19 protein-coding genes and 1 tRNA gene are annotated in these 23,932 nt (G+C 74.6%); 15 read left to right on the forward strand and 5 right to left on the reverse strand.

Features of this window, described 5'->3' with window-relative positions:
- Positions 1-406: 406 nt before the first annotated feature.
- Positions 407-1,378: a TetR/AcrR family transcriptional regulator gene (locus ACR68M_RS14275; protein ID WP_441250855.1), complete on the forward strand. Its 972-nt coding sequence runs from the start codon at positions 407-409 to the stop codon at positions 1,376-1,378.
- A 254-nt stretch (positions 1,379-1,632) separates the two neighbouring features.
- The gene (locus ACR68M_RS14280; RefSeq protein ID WP_441250856.1) at positions 1,633-3,765 is read left to right on the forward strand and encodes a sigma-70 family RNA polymerase sigma factor; all 2,133 of its coding nucleotides are present in this window, start codon (positions 1,633-1,635) and stop codon (positions 3,763-3,765) included.
- Positions 3,766-3,802: 37 nt separating this feature from the next.
- Here ACR68M_RS14280 and ACR68M_RS14285 read toward each other — a convergent pair whose 3' ends face one another.
- From ACR68M_RS14285 to ACR68M_RS14295, 3 genes are all read right to left on the reverse strand, one after another.
- Complete coding sequence (locus ACR68M_RS14285) at positions 3,803-4,498, reverse strand: DsbA family oxidoreductase (RefSeq protein WP_441250857.1); 696 nt, start codon at positions 4,496-4,498, stop codon at positions 3,803-3,805.
- A gap of 104 nt (positions 4,499-4,602) precedes the next feature.
- The gene (locus tag ACR68M_RS14290) at positions 4,603-5,097 is read right to left on the reverse strand and encodes a universal stress protein (protein ID WP_441250858.1); all 495 of its coding nucleotides are present in this window, start codon (positions 5,095-5,097) and stop codon (positions 4,603-4,605) included.
- A gap of 132 nt (positions 5,098-5,229) precedes the next feature.
- Positions 5,230-7,344: an asparagine synthase-related protein gene (locus ACR68M_RS14295; protein WP_441250859.1), complete on the reverse strand. Its 2,115-nt coding sequence runs from the start codon at positions 7,342-7,344 to the stop codon at positions 5,230-5,232.
- A 749-nt stretch (positions 7,345-8,093) separates the two neighbouring features.
- Between ACR68M_RS14295 and ACR68M_RS14300 the strand changes: the two genes are divergently transcribed.
- From ACR68M_RS14300 to ACR68M_RS14325, 6 genes are all read left to right on the forward strand, one after another.
- On the forward strand, positions 8,094-9,515 hold the full coding sequence (locus ACR68M_RS14300; RefSeq protein WP_441250860.1) for an MFS transporter: 1,422 nt from the start codon (positions 8,094-8,096) through the stop codon (positions 9,513-9,515).
- 469 nt (positions 9,516-9,984) lie between these two features.
- Positions 9,985-11,580, forward strand: a complete 1,596-nt coding sequence (locus tag ACR68M_RS14305) for a TROVE domain-containing protein (RefSeq protein ID WP_441250861.1) — start codon at positions 9,985-9,987, stop codon at positions 11,578-11,580.
- 220 nt (positions 11,581-11,800) lie between these two features.
- Positions 11,801-13,036, forward strand: coding sequence for an L-2-hydroxyglutarate oxidase (gene lhgO, locus ACR68M_RS14310; protein ID WP_441250862.1), 1,236 nt, complete (start codon positions 11,801-11,803; stop codon positions 13,034-13,036).
- Between the two features lie 56 nt (positions 13,037-13,092).
- Positions 13,093-13,941 (forward strand): tRNA (guanosine(46)-N7)-methyltransferase TrmB, encoded by an 849-nt coding sequence (trmB, locus tag ACR68M_RS14315; protein WP_441250863.1) that lies wholly within the window; start codon positions 13,093-13,095, stop codon positions 13,939-13,941.
- 94 nt (positions 13,942-14,035) lie between these two features.
- On the forward strand, positions 14,036-15,235 hold the full coding sequence (locus ACR68M_RS14320; RefSeq protein ID WP_441250864.1) for a PrsW family intramembrane metalloprotease: 1,200 nt from the start codon (positions 14,036-14,038) through the stop codon (positions 15,233-15,235).
- A gap of 59 nt (positions 15,236-15,294) precedes the next feature.
- Positions 15,295-15,368: transfer RNA gene (locus tag ACR68M_RS14325), tRNA-Met, on the forward strand.
- Between the two features lie 317 nt (positions 15,369-15,685).
- Here ACR68M_RS14325 and ACR68M_RS14330 read toward each other — a convergent pair.
- Positions 15,686-16,117 (reverse strand): PaaI family thioesterase, encoded by a 432-nt coding sequence (locus ACR68M_RS14330; RefSeq protein WP_441250865.1) that lies wholly within the window; start codon positions 16,115-16,117, stop codon positions 15,686-15,688.
- Between the two features lie 18 nt (positions 16,118-16,135).
- The gene (locus ACR68M_RS14335) at positions 16,136-17,341 is read right to left on the reverse strand and encodes a PLP-dependent aminotransferase family protein (protein WP_441250866.1); all 1,206 of its coding nucleotides are present in this window, start codon (positions 17,339-17,341) and stop codon (positions 16,136-16,138) included.
- A 552-nt stretch (positions 17,342-17,893) separates the two neighbouring features.
- Here ACR68M_RS14335 and ACR68M_RS14340 point away from each other — a divergent pair.
- The 7 genes from ACR68M_RS14340 to ACR68M_RS14370 are packed head-to-tail and all read left to right on the forward strand — an operon-like array spanning position 17,894 to position 23,891.
- Positions 17,894-18,613, forward strand: coding sequence for a Phenylacetic acid catabolic protein (locus ACR68M_RS14340; RefSeq protein WP_441250867.1), 720 nt, complete (start codon positions 17,894-17,896; stop codon positions 18,611-18,613).
- A gap of 31 nt (positions 18,614-18,644) precedes the next feature.
- Entirely contained in the window at positions 18,645-19,751 is a 1,107-nt protein-coding gene (locus tag ACR68M_RS14345; protein WP_441250868.1) for a radical SAM protein, read from the forward strand.
- Between the two features lie 31 nt (positions 19,752-19,782).
- Positions 19,783-20,037 (forward strand): acyl carrier protein, encoded by a 255-nt coding sequence (locus tag ACR68M_RS14350; RefSeq protein WP_441250869.1) that lies wholly within the window; start codon positions 19,783-19,785, stop codon positions 20,035-20,037.
- A gap of 8 nt (positions 20,038-20,045) precedes the next feature.
- Positions 20,046-21,248 carry a beta-ketoacyl-[acyl-carrier-protein] synthase family protein gene (locus tag ACR68M_RS14355; RefSeq protein WP_441250870.1) on the forward strand — a complete coding sequence of 401 codons (1,203 nt, stop codon included), beginning with the start codon at positions 20,046-20,048 and terminating at the stop codon, positions 21,246-21,248.
- Positions 21,248-22,051, forward strand: a complete 804-nt coding sequence (gene fabI, locus ACR68M_RS14360) for an enoyl-ACP reductase FabI (RefSeq protein ID WP_441250871.1) — start codon at positions 21,248-21,250, stop codon at positions 22,049-22,051. The genes ACR68M_RS14355 and fabI overlap by 1 nt, the downstream gene beginning before the upstream one ends.
- A complete protein-coding gene (locus ACR68M_RS14365) occupies positions 22,048-22,995 on the forward strand; it encodes a beta-ketoacyl-ACP synthase 3 (RefSeq protein ID WP_441250872.1) in 948 nt (315 codons plus the stop codon). The genes fabI and ACR68M_RS14365 overlap by 4 nt, the downstream gene beginning before the upstream one ends.
- Before the next feature lie 2 nt (positions 22,996-22,997).
- Entirely contained in the window at positions 22,998-23,891 is an 894-nt protein-coding gene (locus ACR68M_RS14370) for an alpha/beta hydrolase family protein (RefSeq protein ID WP_441250873.1), read from the forward strand.
- Positions 23,892-23,932 lie beyond the last annotated feature (41 nt).

Here is a 23,932-nt window from a genome sequence, read left to right on the forward strand (position 1 = left end):
CCGGCGCAACCGCCGCCGACGATCAGAATCCTGATGGGGGCACCCCCTGCCGATGTGACCTGATTCACGGCTCCATGACGCCCTGTCCGGGGGTGTCTTGTCCACAGGGCGTACCGGATTCGGCCGTTTCGATCGCTCGCCGGGGTGCTGTGCGGGGCCCCGGCTCCGGTCCGGGCTGCGTTTAGGTCCACTTCTGCCGCGAACTTCCTTGAACTATGGTCGGATTGTGCGTCGAGGCCGAACGGTCCGGCGTCGGCCCACGGCGGTTTTCGACTGCGCCGGGGCCTTCCGGGGAAGGTTGGTCCACGGAAGTCCGCCCGGAGCTGGGCGGGAGTACCGCGCACCGGGGGGTGCGAAGTGGCCAGGCAGGGGTGCCCGTTGCGGGCTCCTGCGGGGGAGGTTTGAGATGACGGATCAGGATCAGGTGTTCGGGGTGCACGGTGTGGCGCCGGAGGTGCACGGCATGGTGCCCGAGGTGCACGGCGTGGTGCCCGAGCAACGGAGCCCGACGGAAGACGAGTTGTTCAGGGAGTCGTACGGGGAGCCGTACGGGGATTCGCCCGCCGGGGTGGAGGCACCGGTCAACCAGGTGCCGTCCCGCCTGCGGGTGGATGCCCGGCGGAACCTGGAGAGCGTGCTGCGGGCGGCCCGGCAGGTGTTCGGGGAGCTCGGCTACGACGCGCCGATGGAGGAGGTCGCCCGGCGGGCCGGGGTCGGCGTCGGGACGGTGTACCGGCGCTTCCCCAGCAAGGAGGTGCTGGTCCAGCGGATCGCGGCCGAGGAGGTCGCCTGGCTGACGACCCAGGCCCGGGATTCGCTGTACGGCAACTCGGGGCCGTGGGACGCACTGGCGGAGTACCTGGCGCGGGCGGTCGCCTCGGGGGCCGGGCGGTTACTCCCGCCCTCGGCCTTCCGGTACGCGGAGGAGCTGGCGACGGCGGCGGACGGCACGGTGCCGGAGCAGCGGTTGGCGGAGCAACAGGTCGACTCGGCCTACCAGTCGGGTCAGCCGGGTGGCGGCCGCCTCGGTACGGCCGACCCGGTCGGCGACGCCGACCCCCGTCTGCTGCTGCACCTGTTGGCGGCGTTGGTCGCGCGCGCCGCTGCGGCGGGCGAGCTGCGCAGCGGGGTGACGGTCGCGGATGTGGTGCTGGTGCTCACGGCGGCGGTGCCGGTGCACGTCGGTCAGGCACGGGCCGGTGACGGTGACTCGGCGCACGGGGGATCGGCGCCCGGGGGATCGGCGGCGGTGCAGCCGGGGCCTTGGGGGTCGGGAACGACCCGGTTCGGGGCGCACCGGGGTGGAGGCGGTCAACCGTACGACGCACCGGCCGAGCGGCTGTTGCGCATCCTGCTGCAGGGGTTGCGGGCCGCCTGACGGGCCCGGGGATTGGCGGCGGGCCGGGTCCGAACCGATCTGCGAGCGGCTGCTCGGAAGAGTGGGGAGGGGTCGGACCGGCTTCCGGTCCTTGCTCCGCTATGCCATTCTTTGGCCGTGGTTGGAGCCATTGTCCCGTTGCGCACCGTTCGCCCGCCCTTTGCAGCGCGGGCGGGTGCGCCCCGGCGTACGTCGTCGGGTGTGCGCCGAGGGCGCGGCCGCGCCGTGCGCCGTACCGAGTGCTGGGGGCCGTGTTGAGCGCCGAGGAGCAGAACGAGCGCGGCTACGGCCGTGAACTGCCGGGCCAGGTGCCCGATCAGGCGGGCGCGCCGCTCAGGGAGTCGCTGGTCGGGCGGGTGCCCGGACAGGCGGGCGCCGGGCAGGGCGGGGTGACTCCGGAGGCGTTCGTCGCCCAGGGCGGTGCGCGGGAGAGCGCAGCCGACGGCGTGCGGAGCGGCAGTGCGCCGGACGATGCCGCGCGCGCCGTCGTACCCGCCCCCGCCGATCCGGTGGACGGCGAACGCCCACCCTCGGACGCCGAGTTGACGGCGCTCGTCCGGGCCGGGGACGACACCGCGTACGAGGAGATCTACCGGCGGCACGCCGACTCGGTGCGCCGCTACGCGCGGACCTGCTGCCGGGACAGCTTCACCGCCGAGGACCTCGCGGGCGAGGTGTTCGCCCGCACCCTCCAGGCGCTGCGCGCGGGCAAGGGCCCGGAGTTCGCCGTCCGGGCCTACCTGCTCACCGCCGTACGGAACGTCGCCGCCGCCTGGGCGCGCAGCGAGCGGCGCGAACAACTCGTGGACGACTTCAGCACGTTCGCCCATAGCGCGGCCGCCGGTGCGGAGCTGGATCTCGCCGACCCGGGCGCCGACGCCTGGGCGATGGCGCTGGCCGACCAGCGGATGGTGATGCAGGCCTTCGTCGACCTGCCCGAGGACGACCGGGTGGTGCTCTGGCACACCGAGGTCGAACGGGAGTCGCCGAAGACCGTCGCCGTGCTGCTCGGCAAGACCGCGAACGCCACGGCCGTCCAAGCGCACCGGGCCCGGGACAGGCTCGCCGCGGGCTTCCTCCAGGCCCACGTCTCCGGCAGCCAGGAGCAGGACTGCGCCGCGTACGCCAACCGGCTGGGCGCGTACGCCCGGGGCTCGCTGCGCAAGCGCGCCTCGGCGGAGGTCGGGCGGCACGTGCAGGAGTGCGACCGCTGCACGGCCGCCTACCTGGAACTGACCGAGATCAACACCGGGCTGCGAGCGCTCCTGCCTGGCGGGGTGCTGGTCTGGGTCGGCGCCGGGTACTTCACGGCAGCCGCGGCGGCCGTCGGGGTCGGCGTGGCCGGGACTGCGGTGGTTGCCGGCGGCGCGGCCGGGACGACGGCGGTGTCGGGCGGCGCGGCGGGTGGTGCAGGTGCGGCAGGTGGTGCCGCAGGCGGCGCGGCGGGCGGCGGCTCGGCCTCGGGCGGCGTGGCGAGCGCGGCCGGCGAGGGGCTGGGCACCACGGCGAAGGCCGCCATCGCGGCCGGGGTCGCCGTGGCGGCGGCCGCCGTTGCCGCGTACGCGCTGACCGGGGCCCCCGAGCCGAAGCCCCCGGTGGCCGCGTCAGTGGCCTCCGCCCCCGTGCTGCCGCCGCCGGTGGCCGCTTCCCCGGTGCCGCCGCCGCCCTCGGCACCGCCGGAGGAACCGACACCCGAGGCCGTCGTGGAGCCGGTGGTCTCTCCGACGCCGGCGCCGGCCGTCGCCCCCACCCCGACGCCCACGCCGACGCCGGAGGTCACTCCCCCGCCGTCGCCGCTCCCGTCGCCCCCGGTGCTGCCGACGCCCACGCCGCAGCCACCGGAGCCACCGGTGATCGACCCGCCGACCTTGCCGGCGCCGCCGACCCTCACGCCGATCCCGGTGCCGACCCCGACCCCGCCGCCGGTGGTCACTCCGCCGCCGGCCGACTTCTGGGTGGACGACCTTCCGTACGGCAAGAGCGACCACCGGCAGACACCCACCCAGCCGACCATCCGGCGCGACAGCGACTGGCTGTGGCAGCGGACCGGCCTGTGGATGGGCGGGCAGCACTACGAGCACGGGCTGGCCGTACACGCCCCGGCGCAGGTGACGATCGACCTCAACCGGAGCTGCACCTCCTTCGAGGCCGTCGCCGGGCTGGACGACTTCGCCCCGCAGACCGAGGACGTCGTCTTCAGCGTGCAGGGCGACGGCGGCCGGACGCTCTGGCACTCCGGCACCTTCTCACCGGGCGACGACCCCGTCCCGGTCCGCGTCTCGCTGGCCGGTCAGCGGTCGGTACGGCTGGTGGTCACTCCGGCGTCCGGGCGCTGGGCCCTGATCAACCTCTCGGACTGGGCGGACGCGAAGTTCAGCTGCAGCTGAGCCGCCCCGGACCGGGGTGACTCAGCGGCTCAGCGGCTCAGACCGCGCAGGAACCGTCGGTGCAGGCGTGGACGGCCTCGGTGGCGGCGGGGGTCTCCGCAGAGGTCTCGGCGGCGACCTGCTGGAGGACGCGGAGGAAGGTCTCGGCCTCCTGGCCGCCCTGGACGGCCCACTTGCCCTCGAAGACGAAGGTCGGCACCGCGCTGATGCCCGCCCCGCGGGCCTCGGCGAGCTGCGCGCGGACCTCGGCGGTGCCCTCGTCGCCCGCGAGGTAGGCGGTGACCCGGGCGCGGTCCAGCCCGGCGGTGGCGGCGACCTCGACGAGCTGCTCGCGGTCACCGACGTCGACACCGTCGGTGAAGTGGGCCTTGAGCAGCGCCTCCTTCAGCTCACCCTGGACGGCCGCGCCGTACTCCGCCTCGGCGAGGTGCAGCAGCCGGTGCCCGAGGAAGGTGTTGGCGTGCAGGGCCGCGTCGAAGTCGTACGTGATGCCCTCGGCCAGGCCCAGCTCGGCGACCCGGGCGTCCATCGCGACGGACTGCGGGCCGTAGCGCTCGGCGAGCCAGGCGCGGTGCGGGGTGGCCTCGGCCGGGGCGTCCGGCACGAGCTGGTACGGGCGGTAGACGACCTCGACGCCGTCCTTGCCGTCGAAACGGTCAAGGGCCTGCTCGAAGCGGCGCTTGCCGATGTAGCACCAGGGGCAGGCGATGTCCGAGTAGATCTCGACCTTCATGACGGGCAACTCCTGATTTCGGGTGGTTTGGGGCTTCCGAAAGGGTGAACCGTCAACAAAGTGGTGGATATTCCCCCGGCCCTGCTCTACGTCTACGCCTACGCCTACGTCGCGGGCGGGGCCGGGACGACCAGCACCGGGCAGGCCGCGTGGTGCACGGCGGCGGTGCTCACCGAGCCGAGCAGCAGCCGGGCGAAGCCGCCGTTGCCCCGGGTGCCGAGGACCAGGGTGTGGTGGCCGGGCGTGGCGGCGAGGACCACCTCGATCACGTTGCCCAGCACGACGTGCAGGGTGAGCGGCCCGGCGAACGGGTGCGGCCGGGCCGACTGGACGGTGGTGACCGCGCGGCGGAGGCCGTCGGCCATGCTCTCCAGCAGCCGTTCGACGCTCTCCTGCACCAGCTCGGCCATGCCCGGCGGGTAGCCCGCCGGAGAGGGGTTGACCACCGCCAGGACGTACAGCGGCAGGCCGTACGCCTGGGCCTCGGTCATCGCGCGGTCCAGCGCCCAGAGCGAGCCGTCGGAGCCGTCGCAGGCGGCGACGACGCCGGGCGGGGCGGGGGTCGGCGGCTCGCCGGAGACCTGCAGCGGTTCGGGCACGGGGCTCCTCCTCGGTTCGACCGCTCCGCCGTGGCACTCGGCGCGGTCGCTCCATCTTGGGCCTCGACACGCCCGCCCCGCGATCCCACGCACAATCCCACGCGCGCTCACCCGGCGGCGCTCACGACCGCGTCACGCGACGGCGTCACCCGTGGGGCAGAGAGCGGGCCGGACGGGCATCGGGAGGCCCGACCAGCAGGAACCCCGGCGGGCGAGGCTGCGGCGCAGCCACAGCTCGGCGGCGACCAGCTCGGCCAGCCCCGCCAGCGTCCCCGGCGGGAGGTCTGCGGAGGGCTCGGCGGCACGGGCGAGGGCCGTGCGGACGGCGGGCAGGTCGAGGAGGCCGGCTTCGGCGAGCAGTGGGGCCGCGAAGAGCTCGGCCAGGGCGTCGGCGGCCTGCCGCAGGCCCGTCCGGGCGGGGGTGGTCCGGTCCGGCCGGGGGCCCCGGCCCCAGTCGGGCGGCAGGTCGGTGCGGCCGGCGCCGGTCAGGACGGCGCGCAGCAGGGCGTGCCGCGCGCCGGGCTGGAGGCGGGTCTCGTCGGGCAGCAGGGCGGCGGCCCGGACGACCTGGTTGTCGAGGAACGGCGCGTGCAGGCGCTGGCCGTGCTGCTCGGTGGCCTGGACGAGGGTGCGGTAGTCGGCGGCGGCCCGGTGCAGGGCGAGCCTGGCCCGGCGGGCGCCCGGGGCCTCGGTGGGCGCGGGTGCGCGGGCGGCGAGCCGCAGCCGGAGGGCGACGGCGGATAGCGCGTCGTCGGAGAGCCAGCGGGCAGCCGGGCCGGGAGTGCACCAGGCGAGGCTCTCGCGCGGCGCGGAGGAGCTCATGTGACGTACCGTCAGCTTCACGGCGGCGTCGTCGAGCGCTTCGCCGTACCCGGCCCTGGCGAGCCGGCGGGCCGCGCGCAGGACGGTGACCGGGGTGCGGAGGCTGCCGTCCAGGGAGGCCAACGCCGCGACCGGGGCGAGGAGTTCGCGGGGGCGGCCGGCCCGGATCAGGTCGGCCAGCCGGGCCGGGTGGCCGTCCAGGAGCTGCCGGGCGCCGTAGCCGGTGAGGTGGTCCACGCCGCCGTGGTCGAACCGGGCGGCCGTCGGCGCGGCCGCGACCAACACCGGGCCCGGCTCGTCGGTGAGCGGGCCCGGCGGGAATTCGCCTCCCAGACCGGCCAGTTCGGCGTACGGGAGGCCGGGGGGCAGGACGAGGTGGCGCAGCCGGGGCACCTCGACCGCGAGGGTGGCTCGGGCGGCCTCGCCGACCGTGACGGCGGCGAGCGCGTCGGCGGCCTCGGCGGGGCGGGCTTCGGCCTGCTGGGCGGAGGGCCTGGCCCAGGAGCCCCGGACGGCACCCGTCCGGGGCCGGTCGCCCGTCGGCGGGCGGCCGGACGGAGCGCTGCCGGGCGAGGGGCCGATCGGGACGGCTGCGGCCAGCAGTGCGACGGTCGCGGAGGCGGTGCCGTACGAGAGGTCCACGCCGAGCCGGGGACGGCCAGGGGCGCCGCGACGGTCGGGGTCGCCGTGGTGGCCCTCCGGTGGTGAGCTGCGGACGCGGCAGCGGACGGCCTCCAGCAGCGCGCGGGTGAGTTCGCGGACGGCCGGGGCCTCCTCGCGCCTGCCGGGCGGGCCAGGGTGCTCGTAACCCGCGACGTACGGGCGGCCGTTGCGGACGGCGAGCACGTGGCCGGGCGGGACGCGGCGGACGCCCAGGTACGGCGTGCCGGTGCCGAGCGCCTCGGGTGACTCGGGGCAGGCCAGCCGGGCGGCGAGGTGGCCGGTGTCGATCGGTGCGCCGGTCAGGTCGGCCAGCGGGAGGGCGGCCGTCGCGTACGCGGTGCCGCCCTGCCAGGCGGCGTGGAAGACCGGGAGGGCGCCGGCCAGGTCGGTGAGCAGCTGGGTGCTGCGGGTGCCGCTGCGGAGCACGGCGGTGTAGCTGCCGGGCCAGCTGGTGAGGTGGCGGACGGCGCCGCCCCGGGCGGTGGCGAGGCCGGCGGCGAGTTCGGCGTCGGAGGCTCCGCAGCGGCCGAGGACGGCGAGCCGGGTGGTGGCGGGGGTGTCCCGTTCGGTGGGCGCCGGGGTGTCGAGGCCGGTGGTGACGACGGCGGGGGCGCCGGGGCGCAGGGTGACCAGCCGGATCTCGTCGGGGCGCCAGTCGCCGACGGCCCAGAGCGGGTCCGGGCCGGTCCACAGCGGGGTGGCCGCGAGGGGCAGGACGGCCCCCGGCGGTGTGCAACCGCTCCAGCCCGTGAGCCACCGCATCCGCGCCTCCGCCCGAGTCGGGGGCACACCGATCCGTCCAGCGGCTTTCGGCGCACCGTCAGGAGGCCATCGTGCCACCGGAATCCCCCGAACGGACGCATCAGCACGGCACTGTCGCGCCGAAACCTCGGCCGGACCCTGGACCGGGCGAGCCGGGGCGGGCCGGGCCTCCCCCTCCGTGGCCCGGACCACCCCGGCATTTCCGCCCTGACATGCACATCTACAGATGGCCGAAAGGCGTCGTTCTGCCCGGGAGGGCATCCGCATGCCCTCCCGGACCCGCCGCCGCCCGCGGGGATGTAGGCAGCGGCGTCCCCCGGCCCGCCGGGTCCTCGACGACGGGCCGACCCACAGCCACCAGCGAATCGCCCACCTGCCGCTCGGGCCAGGGAGCACGGCCGGGCGCACGTCGGCACGGGACCGGAGCACGCCCGTCCGCCGGGCCGCCCGGAGGCGGCGGCGCGGCAGCGCGGCGGCGGCCCCGGCCGCACGGCCAGGGCCCGGAGCGGCCGTGCCGGTGTGCTGGTTCCCGCCATCCGGAATGCGGGCTCTTAACCCTCGGAACGCGGCCGACTACTCTAGGTGCAGCAGCCCGGGGGCTCCCTCCGCCGCACCTCCTGCTGCCCGCCCAGCCCCAGAGCTCAGCCCCACCACCCAGCCCCACCACCCAGCCCCACCACCCAGCCCCACCACCCAGCCCCACCACCCAGCCCCACCACGCAGTGCCAGCAGGGGGTGCCGCCGCCACCATGACCGTCAGCTCACGTGGACCGAACGAACGGCTCGGTACGCTCCTCACCCTCGCCCAGATCAGCAACGCCGGCCTCGCCCGCCGGGTCAACGACCTGGGCTCCCAGCGCGGTCTGACGCTCCGTTACGACAAGACCTCCGTCGCGCGGTGGGTCGGCAAGGGGATGGTCCCGCAGGGTCCGGTGCCGCACCTGATCGCGACGGCGATCGGCAGCAAGCTGGGTCGGCCGGTGCCGCTGGACGAGATCGGGCTCGGCGACACCGACCCGACGCCCGAGCTGGGGCTGGCCTTCCCGCGCGAGGTGCCGGAGGCCGTCCGGTCGGCGACCGACCTGTGGCGGGTCGATCTGGAGCTGCGGCGCGGGCCGGGCGGCGGGCGCTGGAGCGACAGCCTGGCGGGCACCTTCGCGGTGTCGGCGTACGCGACGCCGGTCTCCCGCTGGCTGATCACCCCGGCCGACGGCTCGGTCGCCCGGGAGCCGCAGGCGCCGGACCTGTCCGGCTACCGGGTCGGGCACTCCGACGCGGCGAAGCTGCGCGAGGCCGCGCAGGAGGCCCGGCGGTGGGATTCCAAGTACGGCGGCGGCGACTGGCGTTCCTCGATGGTGCCGGAGTGCCTGCGGGTCGAGGCCGCACCGCTGCTGCTCGCCTCGTACAGCGACGCGGTGGGGCGGGCGCTGTTCGGCGCGACAGCCGAACTGACCCGGCTGGCCGGGTGGATGGCCTTCGACACCGGGCAGCACGAGGCGGCGCAGCGGTACTACATCCAGGCGCTGCGGCTCGCCCGCGCGGCGGCCGACGTGCCGCTCGGCGGCTACGTGCTGGCCTCGATGAGCCTCCAGGCGAGCTACCGGGGCTTCGCCGAGGAGGCCGTCGACCTGGCGCAGGCCGCGTTGGAGCGCAACCGGGGGCTGGCGACGGCCCGGACGATGAGCTTCTTCCACCTGGTGGAGGCGCGGGCCCAGGCGAAGGGCGGCAATGCGGCGGCGTGTGCAGCGGCGCTCAGCGCGGCCGAGGGCGCGTTGGAGCGGGCGCGCGCCGGGGACGCGGATCCGGCGTGGATCGACTTCTACGCCTACGACCGCCTGGCCGCCGACGCGGCGGAGTGCTTCCGCGACCTCGGGGTGCCCGCCAAGGTCCGCCAGTTCACCCGGGAGGCGCTGGCCCGCCCGACCGAGGGATTCGTCCGCTCGCACGGCCTGCGTCTGGTGGTCTCCGCGATGGCCGAGGCCGAGGCCGGTGACCTGGAGGCCGCCGTCGCGGCGGGGATACGCGCCGTCGACCTGGCCGGGCGGATCTCCTCCCAGCGCAGCCGCGAGTACGTCGTGGAGCTGCTGCGAAAGCTGGCGCCCTACCAGGACGAGCGCCGCGTCCGGGAGTTGACCGAGCGCGCCCGGCTGGTGCTGGCCGCCCCGGCGTAGGTCGGATATTCGGGTGCGGGCGGGGCCGAGCCACGGATACGGTCTGTCCTGTCCAGGTGCGCAGGCAGGGGTTACTTCCACTCCGAATGGGCAGGTCGCGGGTTCGAGTCCCGTCACCGGCTTCGGGCCGGTGTAGCTCAGTTGGTAGAGCAGCTTCGTCACCCCAGCCGCCTTCGATCTCTGGACACCCACATCTGAATACGTTCATGCACCTCCCGGTGCGCCGGCTGCGGCTACTTCTCTGGTGAAACACCCCTCGGGGTGTGTGGTTCGACTCCACGTCAACACCGCCGCCACTCCGATCTCGGGAGGTACGGCGCCGGGGTGCCCGGTGCGCAGGCAGTGGTTACTTCCGTGGAGTGCCCCCGGTGGGGCGCGTTGAAGCTGAGTCTTTCCGTACCGCCGCCGCTCCGATCTCGGGCACCCCGGCTTCGCCGTGCCTCCACTACCCCGTAGGGGAGGCACCACCATGTCGCGTTTCAACCTCCGCAGGACCAAGACCGAGACCCAGACCGCACCGAGCTCGCCCGTGACGACCACCGGGCAGCGGACGGCCAACCACGAGGGTGGTGCCGGGCACCTGCGGGACGCCCGGTCGGAGCTCTTCCTGCTCGCCGTGGCCAACTTCGTCAGTCAGGAAACCTTCTACGAGCGCGCCGGCGAGCGGGACGACCGCTACACCGCGCTGGTCCGCGAACTCGCCGTCGCCGACCCGGAGTGGACGTTGGGGCTGCTGCGCTGGCTGCGCGGTGAGGGGGCGATGCGGACGGCCTCGCTGGTCGGCGCCGCCGAGTTCACCCGGGCCCGGTCGGAGGCCGGGGCGGCCGGGTACTCCCGGCAGGCCGTCGACGCGGTGCTCCAGCGGCCGGACGAGCCGGGCGAGTTGCTCGCGTACTGGACCTCCCGCTACGGGCGCAGGCTGCCGCAGCCGCTCAAGCGCGGCGTCGCCGACGCCGTGCGGCGGCTCTACAGCGGGCGGGCACTGCTGAAGTACGACACCGCCTCGAAGGACTACCGCTTCGGTGACGTGCTGGAGTTGACGCACCCCGCGCCGAGCGCCGACAAGCCCTGGCAGGGGCCACTGTTCAAGTACGCGCTGGACCGCAGGCACCACCCGGAGGAGGCGCTGCCGCCGGGCGGTGACGCGGTGCTGACCGCGAACCGGGAGCTGCTCGCCCTGCCTGTCGAACAGCGGCGGGCCGCCGTGACCTCCCCGGGCGGCGCCGCGCGGCTGGCTGCCGCCGGGCTGACCTGGGAGGCGCTGGCCGGTTGGCTGCGGGGCCCGCTGGACGCGGCCGTCTGGGAGGCCGTCATCCCGTCGATGGGGCCGATGGCGCTGGTCCGCAACCTGCGCAACTTCGACGAGGCCGGGGTCTCGGACGAGGTCGCGGCCACCGTGGCGGGCCGGATCAGCGACCCGGCGGAGGTCGCGCGCTCCCGGCAGTTCCCGTTCCGGTACCTGGCCGCCCACCGGCACGCGCCGTCGCTGCGCTGGGGGCACGCGCTGGAGCTCGCACTCGGGCACTCGCTGGCCAACGTGCCCGCGCTGCCCGGCCGGACGCTGATCCTGGTCGACCGCTCCGGCTCGATGTTCGACCGCCCGAACGAGCGGACCCAGCTCAACCGGGCCGACTCGGCGGCCGTCTTCGGCACCGCGCTGAAGCTGCGCGCCGCCGATGCGGACCTGGTGCAGTTCGGCACCGGCAGCGCGGTGGTCAAGGTCGGCCGGGGCGAGCCGGTGCTGCGGGTGCTGGAGCGCTTCGGCAACCTCGGCGGCACCGAGACCGCGACGGCCGTGCGCAACCACTACCGGGATCACGACCGGGTGGTGATCGTCACCGACGAGCAGGCGTACGGCTCCTGGGGTGGCAACGCACTCGCCGACCTCCCCGCCCACATCCCGGCGTACACCTGGAACCTCGCCGGGTACCGGGCCGGGCACGCCCCCTCGGGCGGCGCCCACCGCCACACCTTCGGCGGGCTCACCGACGCGGCCTTCCGGCTGATCCCGCTGCTGGAGGCGGGCCGGGACGCGGCCTGGCCCTGGGACGTAGGGCCTGTCTGACAATTCGCGTCGGATCAGGCCGGGTCGTTCGGGGCGTGCGATCGGCGTGCGGCCGGGGCGCCCTTGTAGCGGAGCTACTCGGGCGTTTCGGCCGTGCGGCGAGCGTGCGTGCCGGGCGGCACGGACCCGGCGGGAATTGTCAGACAGGCCCCCGGCCACGCGTCGCGCCAGCGGTGCGTACGCTTCCCCCCGGACGCCGGTGTCGACCGAAGGGGCGGGTATGGCTGAGGAGTTCGACGTCGTCGTGGTGGGCGGGGGGATCGTCGGGCTGTCCACCGCGTACGCGCTGACGCTGGCCCGGCCGGGGGTGCGGGTGGCGGTGGTGGAGAAGGAGCAGGGCTTCGCCGCGCACCAGACCGGGCGCAACAGCGGGGTCATCCACAGCGGTGTGTACTACCGGCCCGGCTCGTTGAAGGCCCGGTACGCGACCGAGGGCGCCGAGGAGATGGTGGAGTTCTGCCGCGAGCACGGCGTCCCGTACGAGGTGACGGGCAAGCTGATCGTGGCGACCGGCCGAGACGAGCTCGACCGGCTGCAGGCACTGGCCCGGCGCGGCCGGGAGAACGGCATCCCCGTCGCCGAGCTGGGCGCCGCGCAGATCGCCGAGTACGAGCCCGAGGTGACCGGCCTGGCCGGGCTGCACATCGGCACCACCGGCATCTGCGACTACCCGGCCGTCGCCCGGACGTACGCCGTGCTCGCCGAGCAGGCCGGGGCGCAGCTGCTGACCGGCACCGAGGTGACCGGCATCGACCGGCGGGCGGACGGCGTGACGGTACTGGCGGGCGGGCGGGAGCTGCGCTGCGGGGTGCTGGTGAACTGCGCCGGGCTGCAGAGCGACCGCGTCGCCCGGCTGGCCGGGGACGAGCCCGGGGTGCGGATCATCCCCTTCCGGGGCGAGTACTACGAGCTCACCGAGGAGCGGCGGGGGCTGGTGCGCGGGCTGATCTACCCCGTGCCGGACCCGGCGTTCCCCTTCCTCGGGGTGCACCTCACCCGGGGTGTGCACGGCGACGTGCACGTCGGCCCGAACGCCGTCCCCGCGCTGGCCCGGGAGGGCTACGACTGGCGGACGGTCCGGGCCCGGGACCTGGCCGAGACGGTGGCCTTCCCCGGCACCTGGCAGATCGCCCGGCGGCACTGGCGGTACGAGATCGGCGAGTTGCACCGCTCGCTCTCCAAGCGGGCGTTCACCACGGCCGTCCAGCGGCTGCTGCCGGCGGTGACGGCGGCCGACCTCGTCCCGGCCACCGCCGGGGTCCGGGCCCAGTCCGTCGCCCGGGACGGCACGCTGCTGGACGACTTCGCCTTCGCCGGGTTCGACCCCGACGACGCGTCCTCGCCCCGGCGCACGGTGCACGTGCTCAACGCGCCCTCCCCGGCGGCCACCGCCTCGCTCCCGATCGGCCGGGAGGTCGCCCGCCGGGCGCTCGCGGCGCTCGCCGCGGGGGCGTGAGGAATGCGTCACGCCCCCGTCCGGCCGTCCGGCAGCCCCCGTAGGATGGGGCGATTGTGACTGCCACCGCCCCCAGCCCCCAGCCCTCCCCGTCCGCGCAGACCTCGCCGTCCGCCCGGCTCTCCGCCGCCCCGGCCGGGTACCCCGCGCCGATGTACCCGCACCGGGCCACCGAGGCTCAGCACAGCGAGCGGCGGATCCGCAGCTTCCAGCCGCGCCGGGGCCGGATGACCAACGCCCAGGCCGGTGCCCTGGACCGGGGCTGGGAGAACTACGGCCACGCCATCGACGGCACCCCGCTCGACCTGGCGGAGCTCTTCGACGGCCGGCCCGTCACCCTGGAGATCGGCTTCGGCATGGGCGAGACGACCGCCCGGATGGCCGCCGCCGACCCGGCCATGGGCATCCTCGCCGCCGACGTGCACACCCCCGGCCACGGCAACCTGCTCCAGCTGCTGGAGCGCGACGGCTGCGACAACGTCCGGCTCGCCGCCGGGGACGCGGTGATCCTGCTCCGCGACATGCTCCCCGACGCCTCGTTGGCCGGCCTCCGGGTCTACTTCGCCGACCCGTGGCCCAAGCCGAAGCACCACAAGCGCCGTCTCGTCCAGGACGAGTTCCTGGAGCTGGTGCTGCCCCGGCTCGCCTCCGGCGCGCTGGTGCACTGCGCGACCGACTGGGAGCCGTACGCCGAGCAGATGCTCGCCGTGCTCTCCGCCTCCCCGGAGCTGGAGAACCTGCACCCCGAGGGTGACGGGACCGCCTGGCTGGAGCCCGCCGACCACCCTGTCGGCAGCGTCCCCGGCTACGCCCCCCGCCCCGACTGGCGCCCGGTCACCAAGTTCGAGCGGGCGGGGATAGCGAAGGGGCACGTCGTCCACGACCTGCTCTTCCGCAGGCGCTGAGCCAACCGACACACCCGGGGTGCGGACGCCCCGGGTGTGTGAACTTCACGAAGTGCCCCTCCCCGGGAGGAGCGGGTTCCCCTACGCTTTCCGGGTGAGCAGTCCGTCCGGCGGCCGCCCGCGCGCCGCCGCCGCAGACCCGCCCACGCGCGCGACCGGCACCCGGCTGATCCCGGGGCCCCGAGTGCGCCGGGCGGGTCGGCTGCTGCCCTGGCACCCGCCCCCGGCCGCCGACCGACTGCTGCGCCGGGCCGCGCGGCTGCGCTACCCCGCCCTGTCGTCGGCGCTGGCCGCCCTCGCGCTGGCCGGGTGCGGCGTGCTGATCCTGCAACTCGTGCACCGGCAGACCGGGACGGTCGGGCTGCTGGTGGGGATGGGCCTGGCGCTGCTGCCGCTGCCCTTCGTGCTCGGTGCGCTGGCCTGGCTCAACCAGACCGCGCGGGTGCCGCTGCGGCACACCCTCTTCTGCCTCGCCTGGGGCGCCTGCGCCGCGACCACCGTGGCGATCATGGCCAACGGCTGGGCCAGCGACTTCCTCGTCGCCCACCAGGGCAGCGCCACCGGGGAGACCCTGGGCGCGGAGTTCGCCACCCCGCTGATCGAGGAGAGTGCGAAGGCCGCGGCGCTGCTGCTGCTCCTGCTGCCCGTCCGCCGCCGCCTGCGCTGCCGGGCCGAACGCACCTGCGCCGTGCTGGCCCGCCGCTCCCCCGCCGCGCTGCGCCGCTCCGCGCGCCGGCTCCGGCTGCGCCCGCAGCCGTACTTCCACGCCCGCCCGTACACCCACCCGCAGACCCGCAGCCGGGCCCGCGCCAACCCGCGCACGCTCGCCGCCGGGGTCGTCCTCGGCGGGGTGACGGCGAGCGGCTTCGCGTTCACCGAGAACGCGCTCTACCTGGGCCGGGCCTTCACCGACGACCAGCAGAGCCGGCTCGACGGCATCGGGCTGGGCGCGACCCCGAGCCTGCGGGACTTCGACAGCACCGTGCACACCTTCGTCCTGCGCGGTCTGCTCTCCCCCTTCGCCCACCCGCTCTTCACCGCCCTGACCGGCCTCGGCCTGGCCGTCGCCCTCACCACCGGGCGCCGTGGGCTGGCGCGGCTGGCCGCCCCGGGCGGGCTGCTGCTGGCGATGGCCCTGCACGGCAGCTGGAACGCCGCCGCCGGGCTCGGCACCCACGGCTTCCTGCTGGTGTACGCCGCGCTGATGGTGCCGTGCTTCGCCGCCCTGGTCTGCTTCGCCGTCTGGGCCAGAGCCCGGACGGCCCGGCACGCCCAGCGGCACGCCGTCCCGTAACCGTGGGACGGAAGCGATTTCCCTTCTGCACCACACTCCCGTAGGGTTGGGTTTACCGACGCGGGGTGGAGCAGCTCGGTAGCTCGCTGGGCTCATAACCCAGAGGTCGCAGGTTCAAATCCTGTCCCCGCTACTCAAGTAGCACAGAAGGCCCGGCAGACATCGTCTGCCGGGCCTTCTGCGTTCCCGCTTTCCCGCTTTAAATCCGTTGCACCGGCCGGACGGCGTGCCTAGTGTTGGGGACATCGAAGAGAAGGGAGGTGATCCTGAGTTGAGTACCTACACGACTGCGTCCACGTGCGCGTCTGACTCGCTCGGGCGCGCCTCCGCAGAGGTCGCGGCCTAGTCCGTCACCCCTCTGCGGCGGAGATGCGCAGAAGTTGTCGAGCCCCCGGAGCCCCTCAGTTCGAGGCCCCGGGGGCTTCGGCATTTCCTGTTGCCCCGAGCAGGCTAGCGCTGGTGCGGCGGCGGTACGGAGTACGTCAGGGTGGCCGTCGCGACCAGGCCGCCGGGCTCGTCCCGGAGTTCCGCCAGGACGACGCAGAGGCGGCTGCCGAGCTTGGCGAGCCGCACCTCGGTGCGGAGCAGGCCCGGCCGGGGGCGGCTGAGGAAGTTGACCTGCATCGAGCTGGTCAGGGCCATCAGCGTGCGGCCGATCCGGGCGTTGATCAGCAGGAAGGCGCCGAGGTCGGTCAGCCCGGCCTGCTCGGGGCCGCTGATGGTGCCGCCGGGCCGGGTCCGGAGCTTCTCGCCGTCCGCCTCCAGCAGCAACCGGGTGGCCGACACCTCGGCCACCCGGCAGGCCGCGTAGTCCGGGAACTGGCTGATGATCAACTCGTTGAGCTCGTCCACCGTCATGGCGAGCCCGGTCTCGTCCGGCACCGGCGGCAACACCCTTCTCTAGCGCCCGGAGGACGCTTCCTCGATGGCCTTGGTGAAGCGGCGCAGACCCTCGTCGATCTCGTCCGGCGAGTGGGTGGTGAAGGAGAGCCGGAGGGCGCCGGGCTCGGGCTCGCCGACGAAGAACGGCGCGCCCGGGACGTACGCGACCTCGTGCTTGACGGCGATCGGCAGCAGCTCGGTGGCGTCGAGGCCGGCCGGGAGCGAGACCCAGATGAACATGCCGCCCGCCGGGTTGTTCCAGCGGCTGCCGGCCGGGAGGGCGGCTTCGAGGCCGCCGACGAGGGCGTCGCGGCGCTCGCGGTAGGCGGCGCGCATCACCGCGACGTGTGCGTCGAGGTCGCTGTCGCGCAGGTAGCGGGCGGCGGCGGCCTGGTCGACGGTCGAGGTGTGCAGGTCGGCCGCCTGCTTGGCGATCACGCAGGCCCGGCGCAGCGCGGCGGGAGCGCGGAGGTAGCCGAGGCGCAGGCCGGGCGCGAGGATCTTGGAGAAGGAGCCGAGCAGCACGGTGCGGTCGGCGGCGGCCGGGACGGCGGCGACCCACGGCACGGGCTCGCCGTCGTAGCGGAGCTCGCCGTACGGGTCGTCCTCGACGATCCAGAAGCCGTGCTGGGCGGCGATCTCGGCGACGGCCCGGCGGCGGGCCTCGGGGAGGGTGCGGCCGGTGGGGTTCTGGAAGGTCGGGACGAGGTAGAGCAGTTTGGGGCGCTCGCGCCGGACGATCTCCTCCAGGGCCTCCGGGTCGAGGCCGTCGTCGTCGGTGGGCACGGGCACCACGCGGGCGCCGGCGAAGCCGAAGCACTGGAGGGCGGCGAGGTAGCACGGGTTCTCGACGAGGACGACGTCGCCGGGCTCCAGCAGGGCGGTGGCGAGCAGGGTCAGCGCCTGCTGCGAGCCGGTGGTGACGAGCAGGTCGTCGGCCTCGGTGGGCAGGCCCCGGCCGGTGAACCGGGCCGCGACGGCCGTGCGCAGGTCGACGTCGCCCTCGGTGGTGGAGTACTGGAGCACCCGGTGCGGGGATTCGGCCAGTACCGCGTCGTACGCCGCCCTGATGCCCGCCGCGTCGAACAGCTCCGGCGCGGGCAGGCCGCCGGCGAAGGAGATGACCTCGGGACGCGCGGTGAGAGCCAGGATCTCGCGTACGGGCGAGGACCCGACTGCGCTGACACGAGTGGCAGTTGGCGGCGGAGACACGGCAGGTCGCATGGCCTCAGCCTATAGAGATTCGAGGGGCTGTCCAGAGAGATGACCATGATGCGGTCGCTTCCGGCCACCCGCCCCGGGCGTCCGCCTGGGCCCGGGGGGACACCTCGGGCCCGAACTGCCCCGACCTCCCGGGATTTCCCTTCCCCCCCTTGGGCTCCGGTCACACCTCGCGCCTCCTGCTGCGCTGCGGCCCGGCCGAATCGGCATCCGTATTCGGCCAAGTAATGCCTCGATGTTGTCAGTTCGTGTCATCACCGGGCTGACCAGCCTGTTGACGCATCGTCAACGCCGGGTGACGGGAGGGCCGGAGAGGAAAGTGCAGCGCGGCGCGCGGGCCGCGGTGGCCCGAAGTCAGCACCTGCGGTCTTGACGGCCCTTGATCGCCCAGATCGCCGCAACTAACGTGCGGAAAGCTCTGCAGTCGCACAGGTGCCCGGTCGAACTTCCGTAGCTCGAGCGCAATGACGCGCCCCCGGCGGCACCGGGCCCTTCCCCCGAACCCCCACCACTGTCGATCAGCCATGGCTGATCCCGGACGAGGCGAGGACCAGCATGAGTATCTCCATTCTCGACGACGAGGCCGTCGTCGTCAGGACCCCCGAGGAATTCCTCGCGATGCCGGAGGAGTACCGCGAGATCGCCATCAGGGGGATGATCGTCAACACCGAGGGCGAACTCTCCGGCGGCGACGACTACATCCAGGTGTTCCTGCCGCTCGCGCCCAACGCCGAGGAGCGGCAGGTCTGCGCCGAGCGCGCCGTCGAGGAGTACGACCACTACAAGATCGGCAAGGCGGTGCTGGCCGGCGTCGGCGTCGACACCAGCTACATGGAGACCCAGACGCTGGCCGAGCGCAACCTCTTCGCCGCCCAGGAGTTCCACACCTGCACCACCTGGGCCGAGCGCGGCATCTTCTCGTACATCGGCGAGGAGACCGCGATGGTGATGATCTCCGAGTTCGCGCAGAGCAGTTACAAGCCCTGGGCCGACGCCGTCCGCACGATCATCCAGGACGAGAAGGTGCACATCGCGCACGGCGCCCGGGTCTGCCGGGGTCTCGCGCAGACCGCCGACGGGCGGGAGGAGCTGCAGCAGGCACTGGACCGGCTCTGGCCGACCTTCATCCGGATCTTCGGCAGCCCGCGCTCCGAGCGCTCCCGGCAGGCCGTCCGGTTCGGCCTCCGGCAGACCACCAACGGGCAGGCCTGCGACGTGTGGCGGGCCAAGGTGACGCCCCGGATCGCCAACCTCGGCCTGCGCCTCCCCGAGTGACCACCCACCCGACCACCGAGGAGAACCGCTGATGGCCACCCCGCTCACCATCTCGCAGCGCCCGCTGGACCGCCGGGAGGCCAAGGAGCGCACCGCCGCCCTGCTGGCCGGACGGCCCGACCTCGCCACCCGCCTGCACCGCGCCCGCCGGCTCGGCCGCACCGTCCGCTCCTGCGAGGTGCACCTCACCAACGCGTGCAACATCCGCTGCAAGGGCTGCTGGTACTTCGAGGGCGGCTTCGACACCGCCGTCAAGGAGCTCACCGACGTCGAGAAGATCCGCGCCTTCGCCCGCCGGCTGCGCGACGAGGGCGTCAACCAGGCGACGCTGATCGGCGGCGAACCGACGCTGGTGCCGCAGCGGGTCGAGGCGTTCGTCGAGGAGCTGCCGTACGTCACCATCTCGACCAACGGCCTGCGGCCGATGCCGATGCAGGGCTTCGAGAAGATCGCGATCGCGGTCAGCATCTTCGGCGGCGGGCCGCTGGACGACGACCTGCGGGCGATCCGGGTCAACGGCTCCAAGTTCACCGGCCTGTTCGACACGGCGCTCTCGCACTACAAGGACGACCCCCGGGTGCTGTTCATCTTCGCGCTCTCCGAGGACGGGGTCCAGCACCTCGAACCGACGGTCCGCAAGATCGCCGCGAACGGCAACATCGTCACCTTCAACTTCTACAGCGAGCACGGCACGGACCACCCGCTGCGGATCACCAACGAGCGCCGGATCCTCGACGAGGCACTGCGGGTCAAGGCGCTGTACCCCGAAGCCGTGGTCAGCCACCCGTACTTCATCGAGACGCTGATCACCGGCACCACCCACTGGGGCGGCACCTTCGGCTACGACGTCTGCCCGAGCCTGAGCGTGGACCACCCGGCGCACGTCGAGCGGGTCGCCAACGGCAACCCCGTCATCCCCGGCTTCGCGGCCTGGGGCGCCGACTACGAGTCGCTGCAGTTCTGCTGCACCTCCGGCGACTGCAACGGCTGCCGGGACAGCCAGGCCGTCTACAGCTGGCTGGTGGTGAGCGCGAACCGCTTCCTGGACGACGAGGCCCGGCTGGAGCAGTGGCTCGACATCGTCGAGAGCTACTGGCGGCAGTGGCACTGGGCGCCGTACCACGCCAGCAAGATCTGACCCGCCCACCAGCTCTCTCGGGAGGAACCGCATGTCCACCACGCTCGACCGCACCGCCATCGAGGCGTTCATCACCGACGCGCTCGTCGAACTCGGGGTCTCCCCGGACGACATCGTCGCCGACGCCGCGCTCGACGACCTGGAGATCGACTCGCTCGACATGGTCGAACTCAGCCAGTCGATCAAGAAGCAGCTGGCCCTGCCGGTGAAGCCGAAGGACTTCGACGACATCGACACCATCGGCCAGCTGCTGAAGCTCTGCTGGTCCAAGGCCGGTCTGGAGTGACCGACGGGGTGAGCACCGGGGTGGTCACCGGCTTCGGCGCGGTCACCCCGCTCGGCGTCGGGGCCGGTCTGCTGCACGAGCGCGGGGTCGCCGGGGAGAGCGGCCTGACCGACGGCGTCGGGCGGTGCACGGGCTTCGTGCCCGCCGAGCACCTCTCCCGCCAGCAGATCCGCCGCACCGACCGGCTCACCCAGTTCGCCCTGACGGCCGCCGCCGAGGCCCTCGCCCAGGCCGGCTGGCCGGACGGCACACCGCCCTACCCGGCTGACCGGATCGCCTGCGTGATCGGCTGCGCACTGGGCGGCACCGCCAGCTTCGAGGCCCAGGGGGGCGTCGACGAGGAGTTCGTCTCGCCGCTGATGGTGCCGATGATGATGGCCAACGCGGCCGCCGCCCAGGTGTCGATGCGGTACGGCTTCCAGGGCGAGGCGTACTGCGTCGCCTCGGCCTGCAGCAGCGGCGCCCAGGCGATCGGCGCCGGGCTGCGGCTGCTGGCCGCCGGGGTCGCGGACGCGGTGCTGGTGGGCGGCGCGGAGGCGTCCACCGGCCCGCTGATCGCCGCCTCGTTCCGGAACGCGGGCGCGCTCTCGCCGACCGGCCGCTCGGTGCCCTTCGACCGGCACCGGGACGGCTTCCGGATCGGCGAGGGCGCGGGCGTCCTGGTGCTGGAGACCGCCGCCGGGGCCGCGCGGCGCGGGGCCCCCGTGCTCGGCCGGGTACTGGGCTACGGCGCCAGCTCGGACGCCCACCACCTGACCGCCCCCGACCCGACCGGCGCCCCGGCGGCCGCCGCCGTGACCCGGGCGCTCGCCGACGCCGGGGCCACACCCGAACAACTCGCCTACCTCAACACGCACGGCACCGGCACCCTGCTCAACGACCAACTGGAGTGCGAGGCCCTGCGATCGGCCCTCGGACCGGCCCTCGCGGCCCTCCCGATGTCGTCCAGCAAGGGGGCGCTCGGGCACCTCTTCGGGGCCGCCGGAGCCGTCGAGGCGATCGTCACCCTGCAGGCCCTGCGGCACCGGACGGCGCCGCCGACCGCCGGGCTGCGGCACCCCGACCCGCGACTGGGCCCGCTCGACCCCGTCCTGACCGCCCGGCCGCTCCACGGCGGCCCCGAACTGCTGGGCCTGTCCACCTCGTTCGGCTTCGGCGGGCACAACGCGGCCCTGGTACTCGCCGCCCCCGCCGCTACGGAAGGCAGCTGATGCTCGGCTTCGAAGGACGCCGCTACCTGATCACCGGAGTCCTCAACGAGGACTCCATCGCCTGGCACACCGCCAGGGCCCTCCAGGAGGCGGGCGCCGAAGTGCTGCTGACCGGCTTCGGCCGCTCCCGCCGGATCACCGAGGCCGCCGCCGCCGAACTCCCCAAGCCCGTCGAGGTGCTGGAGCTGGACATCACCCGGCCCGAGGACTTCACCGAGCTGGCCCGGGAGGTGGCCGAGCGCTGGGGCGGGCTGGACGGCGCCCTGCACGCCGTCGCCGCCGCGCCGCAGGACGCGCTGAGCGGCAACTTCCTCACCACCCCCGTCGACAGCGCGACCTTCGCCTTCCGTACCGCCGCCTTCTCGCTGCACGCCCTCGCCACCTCGCTCGCGCCGCTGCTCAGCGCCGACGGGCGGCGCGGCAGCGTGGTCGGGCTGGACTTCGACTCCTCGGCCGCCTGGGCCGGTTACGACTGGATGGGCGTCAGCAAGGCCGCGCTCGGCGCCGTCTGCCGCTACCTCGCGCTCTACCTCGGGGCGGACGGGATCCGGGTCAACCTGGTCGCCGCCGGGCCCGTGGAGACCGTCGCCGGACGGGCCATCAGCACCTTCGACCGGATCGCCGACCGCTGGGAGGCCGAGGCCCCCCTCGGCTGGGACCGGGCCGACCCGGCCCGCGTCACCGGCCCGGTGCTCTTCCTGCTCTCCGACCTCGCCGCGACCGTCACCGGCGAGATCGTGCACGCCGACGGCGGGATGCACGCCGTCCACCTCGGCGGACCCACGGACGGGAGCGCACGGTGACCGCCACGATCGTCGGCCTCGGGGCCGCCCTGCCCGCACGGACCGTGCCCAACAGCCACTTCGAGCGGCTGGGCGCCTCCGACGAGTGGATCACCCGGCGCACCGGCATGCGCGAACGGCGCTTCCTCGACGAAGGCGGCCACCTCGCCGACCTCGCCCTGGCGGCCTGCCGCGAGGCGCTGCGCTCCGCCGGACGCGACGCCGGGACGCTCCGCCACCTGGTCGTCGCGACCATCACCCCCGACCGCGTCACCCCCGGCATGGCCGTCGAGGTCGCCGCCCGGCTCGGCATGCCGCAGGCCGCCGCCTTCGACCTGCACGCCGCCTGCGCCGGCTTCGTCTACGGGCTCGACCACGCCACCGCACTGATCGAATCCGGCCGCGCCGACGCCGTGCTGGTCTGCGGCGCGGAGGCCCTCACCCGGATCACCGACCACGAGGACCGCTCCACCGCCGTGCTGCTCGGCGACGGCGCCGGAGCCGTCCTGCTCGCCGACCTGCCGGGCGCTGCTGTGGAACCGTGCTTCGTACTCGGCTCCGACGGCAACCACGTCCAGCTGCTGCACGCCGACCGCAGCGACGGGAAGCTGCGGATGGACGGGCGGGAGATCTTCGTCCACGCCGTCGAGAAGATGACCGCCGCGACCCGCGAGGTGCTGGAGCGGCGCAGCCTGACCGCCGACGACATAGACCTGTTCGTCGCGCACCAGGCCAACGCCCGGATCGTGCAGGCCGTCGGCAAGGAGGTCGGCCTGCCGCCCGAGCGGCTCGCCCTCAACGTCGACCGCGTCGCCAACACCTCCTCCGCGTCCATCCCGCTCGCGCTGGCCCAGGCCCACGCCGATGGGCAGCTGGCCGCCTCCGGTCTGCTCGGGGTCGCCGCCTTCGGGGCCGGGATCGCCTGGGGCGCGGGCGTGCTGCCCTGGCAGCTGGGAGCGGGGTGACGGTGGCCGCGCGGCCGGGCAAGGCGCCGCGCTTCCCCGTGCTCGCCGAGCTCACCACCCCCGACGGCGCCCGGCTGACCTGCCGCACCCTGGCCCAGCCGGACCGGACGGCGCCCGTGGTGGTCGTACTGCCCGCGATGGGCATGGCCGCCCGGCACTACACCCCGCTGGTCCGGGCCCTGCACCGGCGCGGCCTCTCCGTCGTCACCACCGACCTGCGCGGCCACGGCGAGAGCCTGCCCACGCCCGCGCGCGGCGTGCACTTCGGCTACCGCGAGATCGTCGAGCACGACATCGGCGCCGTGCTGCGGGAGACCCGGGCGGCCTTCCCCGAAGCCCCCGTGCTGCTCCTCGGCCACAGCCTGGGCGGGCAGTTGGGCGCCGTCCACTGCGGCCTGGGCCGCATCCGCCCGGCCGGGGTCGTCCTGGTCGCCAGCGGCTCCGCCTGGTACCGGACCTTCGGCCTCCGGGCCGGCCTGCGGCGGCTCGTGCTCAGCCGCCTGTACGTCGTCGGCGCGGCCCTGCTCGGCTACTGGCCCGGCGAGCGGCTCGGCTTCGGCGGCCGCGAATCCGCCCGGCTGATGCGGGACTGGGCCCGGCAGATGCTCACCGGCCGCTACCACGTCCGGGGCAGCCTCGTACCGTACGAACAGGCGCTCTCCGAGGTCGAGTTGCCGATCCTGGCGGTGGACGTCGAGAACGACGAACTCGCGCCGCCCCGGGCCGTCGACCACCTCTGCGGCAAGATGCCCCGCGCCCGGGTGACCCGCTGGAGCTACACCAGCGCCGACGCCGACGGCCGCCCCCTCGACCACTTCCGCTGGATCCGCCACAACTCCGGCCTGGCCGACCGGATCACCGACTGGATCACCGACACCCTCCGGAGCCCGGCATGAACTCCACGCCGCCCGCCTCCCCCGGGGCTCGGGAGCCCGGC

The sequence above is a fragment of the Kitasatospora sp. McL0602 genome (assembly GCF_052076145.1).
In the GTDB taxonomy this organism is placed as follows: Bacteria; Actinomycetota; Actinomycetes; order Streptomycetales; family Streptomycetaceae; genus Kitasatospora.

Excerpts from the sequence above, each read along its gene's own strand:
- ACR68M_RS14275 (WP_441250855.1), top strand. The coding sequence starts at position 407 with ATGACGGATCAGGATCAGGTGTTCGGGGTGCACGGTGTGGCGCCGGAG.
- ACR68M_RS14285 (WP_441250857.1), bottom strand. The coding sequence starts at position 4,498 with ATGAAGGTCGAGATCTACTCGGACATCGCCTGCCCCTGGTGCTACATC.
- ACR68M_RS14295 (WP_441250859.1), bottom strand. The coding sequence starts at position 7,344 with ATGCGGTGGCTCACGGGCTGGAGCGGTTGCACACCGCCGGGGGCCGTC.
- ACR68M_RS14300 (WP_441250860.1), top strand. The coding sequence starts at position 8,094 with ATGACCGTCAGCTCACGTGGACCGAACGAACGGCTCGGTACGCTCCTC.
- ACR68M_RS14305 (WP_441250861.1), top strand. The coding sequence starts at position 9,985 with ATGTCGCGTTTCAACCTCCGCAGGACCAAGACCGAGACCCAGACCGCA.
- lhgO (WP_441250862.1), top strand. The coding sequence starts at position 11,801 with ATGGCTGAGGAGTTCGACGTCGTCGTGGTGGGCGGGGGGATCGTCGGG.
- ACR68M_RS14335 (WP_441250866.1), bottom strand. The coding sequence starts at position 17,341 with ATGCGACCTGCCGTGTCTCCGCCGCCAACTGCCACTCGTGTCAGCGCA.
- ACR68M_RS14340 (WP_441250867.1), top strand. The coding sequence starts at position 17,894 with ATGAGTATCTCCATTCTCGACGACGAGGCCGTCGTCGTCAGGACCCCC.
- ACR68M_RS14345 (WP_441250868.1), top strand. The coding sequence starts at position 18,645 with ATGGCCACCCCGCTCACCATCTCGCAGCGCCCGCTGGACCGCCGGGAG.
- ACR68M_RS14350 (WP_441250869.1), top strand. The coding sequence starts at position 19,783 with ATGTCCACCACGCTCGACCGCACCGCCATCGAGGCGTTCATCACCGAC.
- fabI (WP_441250871.1), top strand. The coding sequence starts at position 21,248 with ATGCTCGGCTTCGAAGGACGCCGCTACCTGATCACCGGAGTCCTCAAC.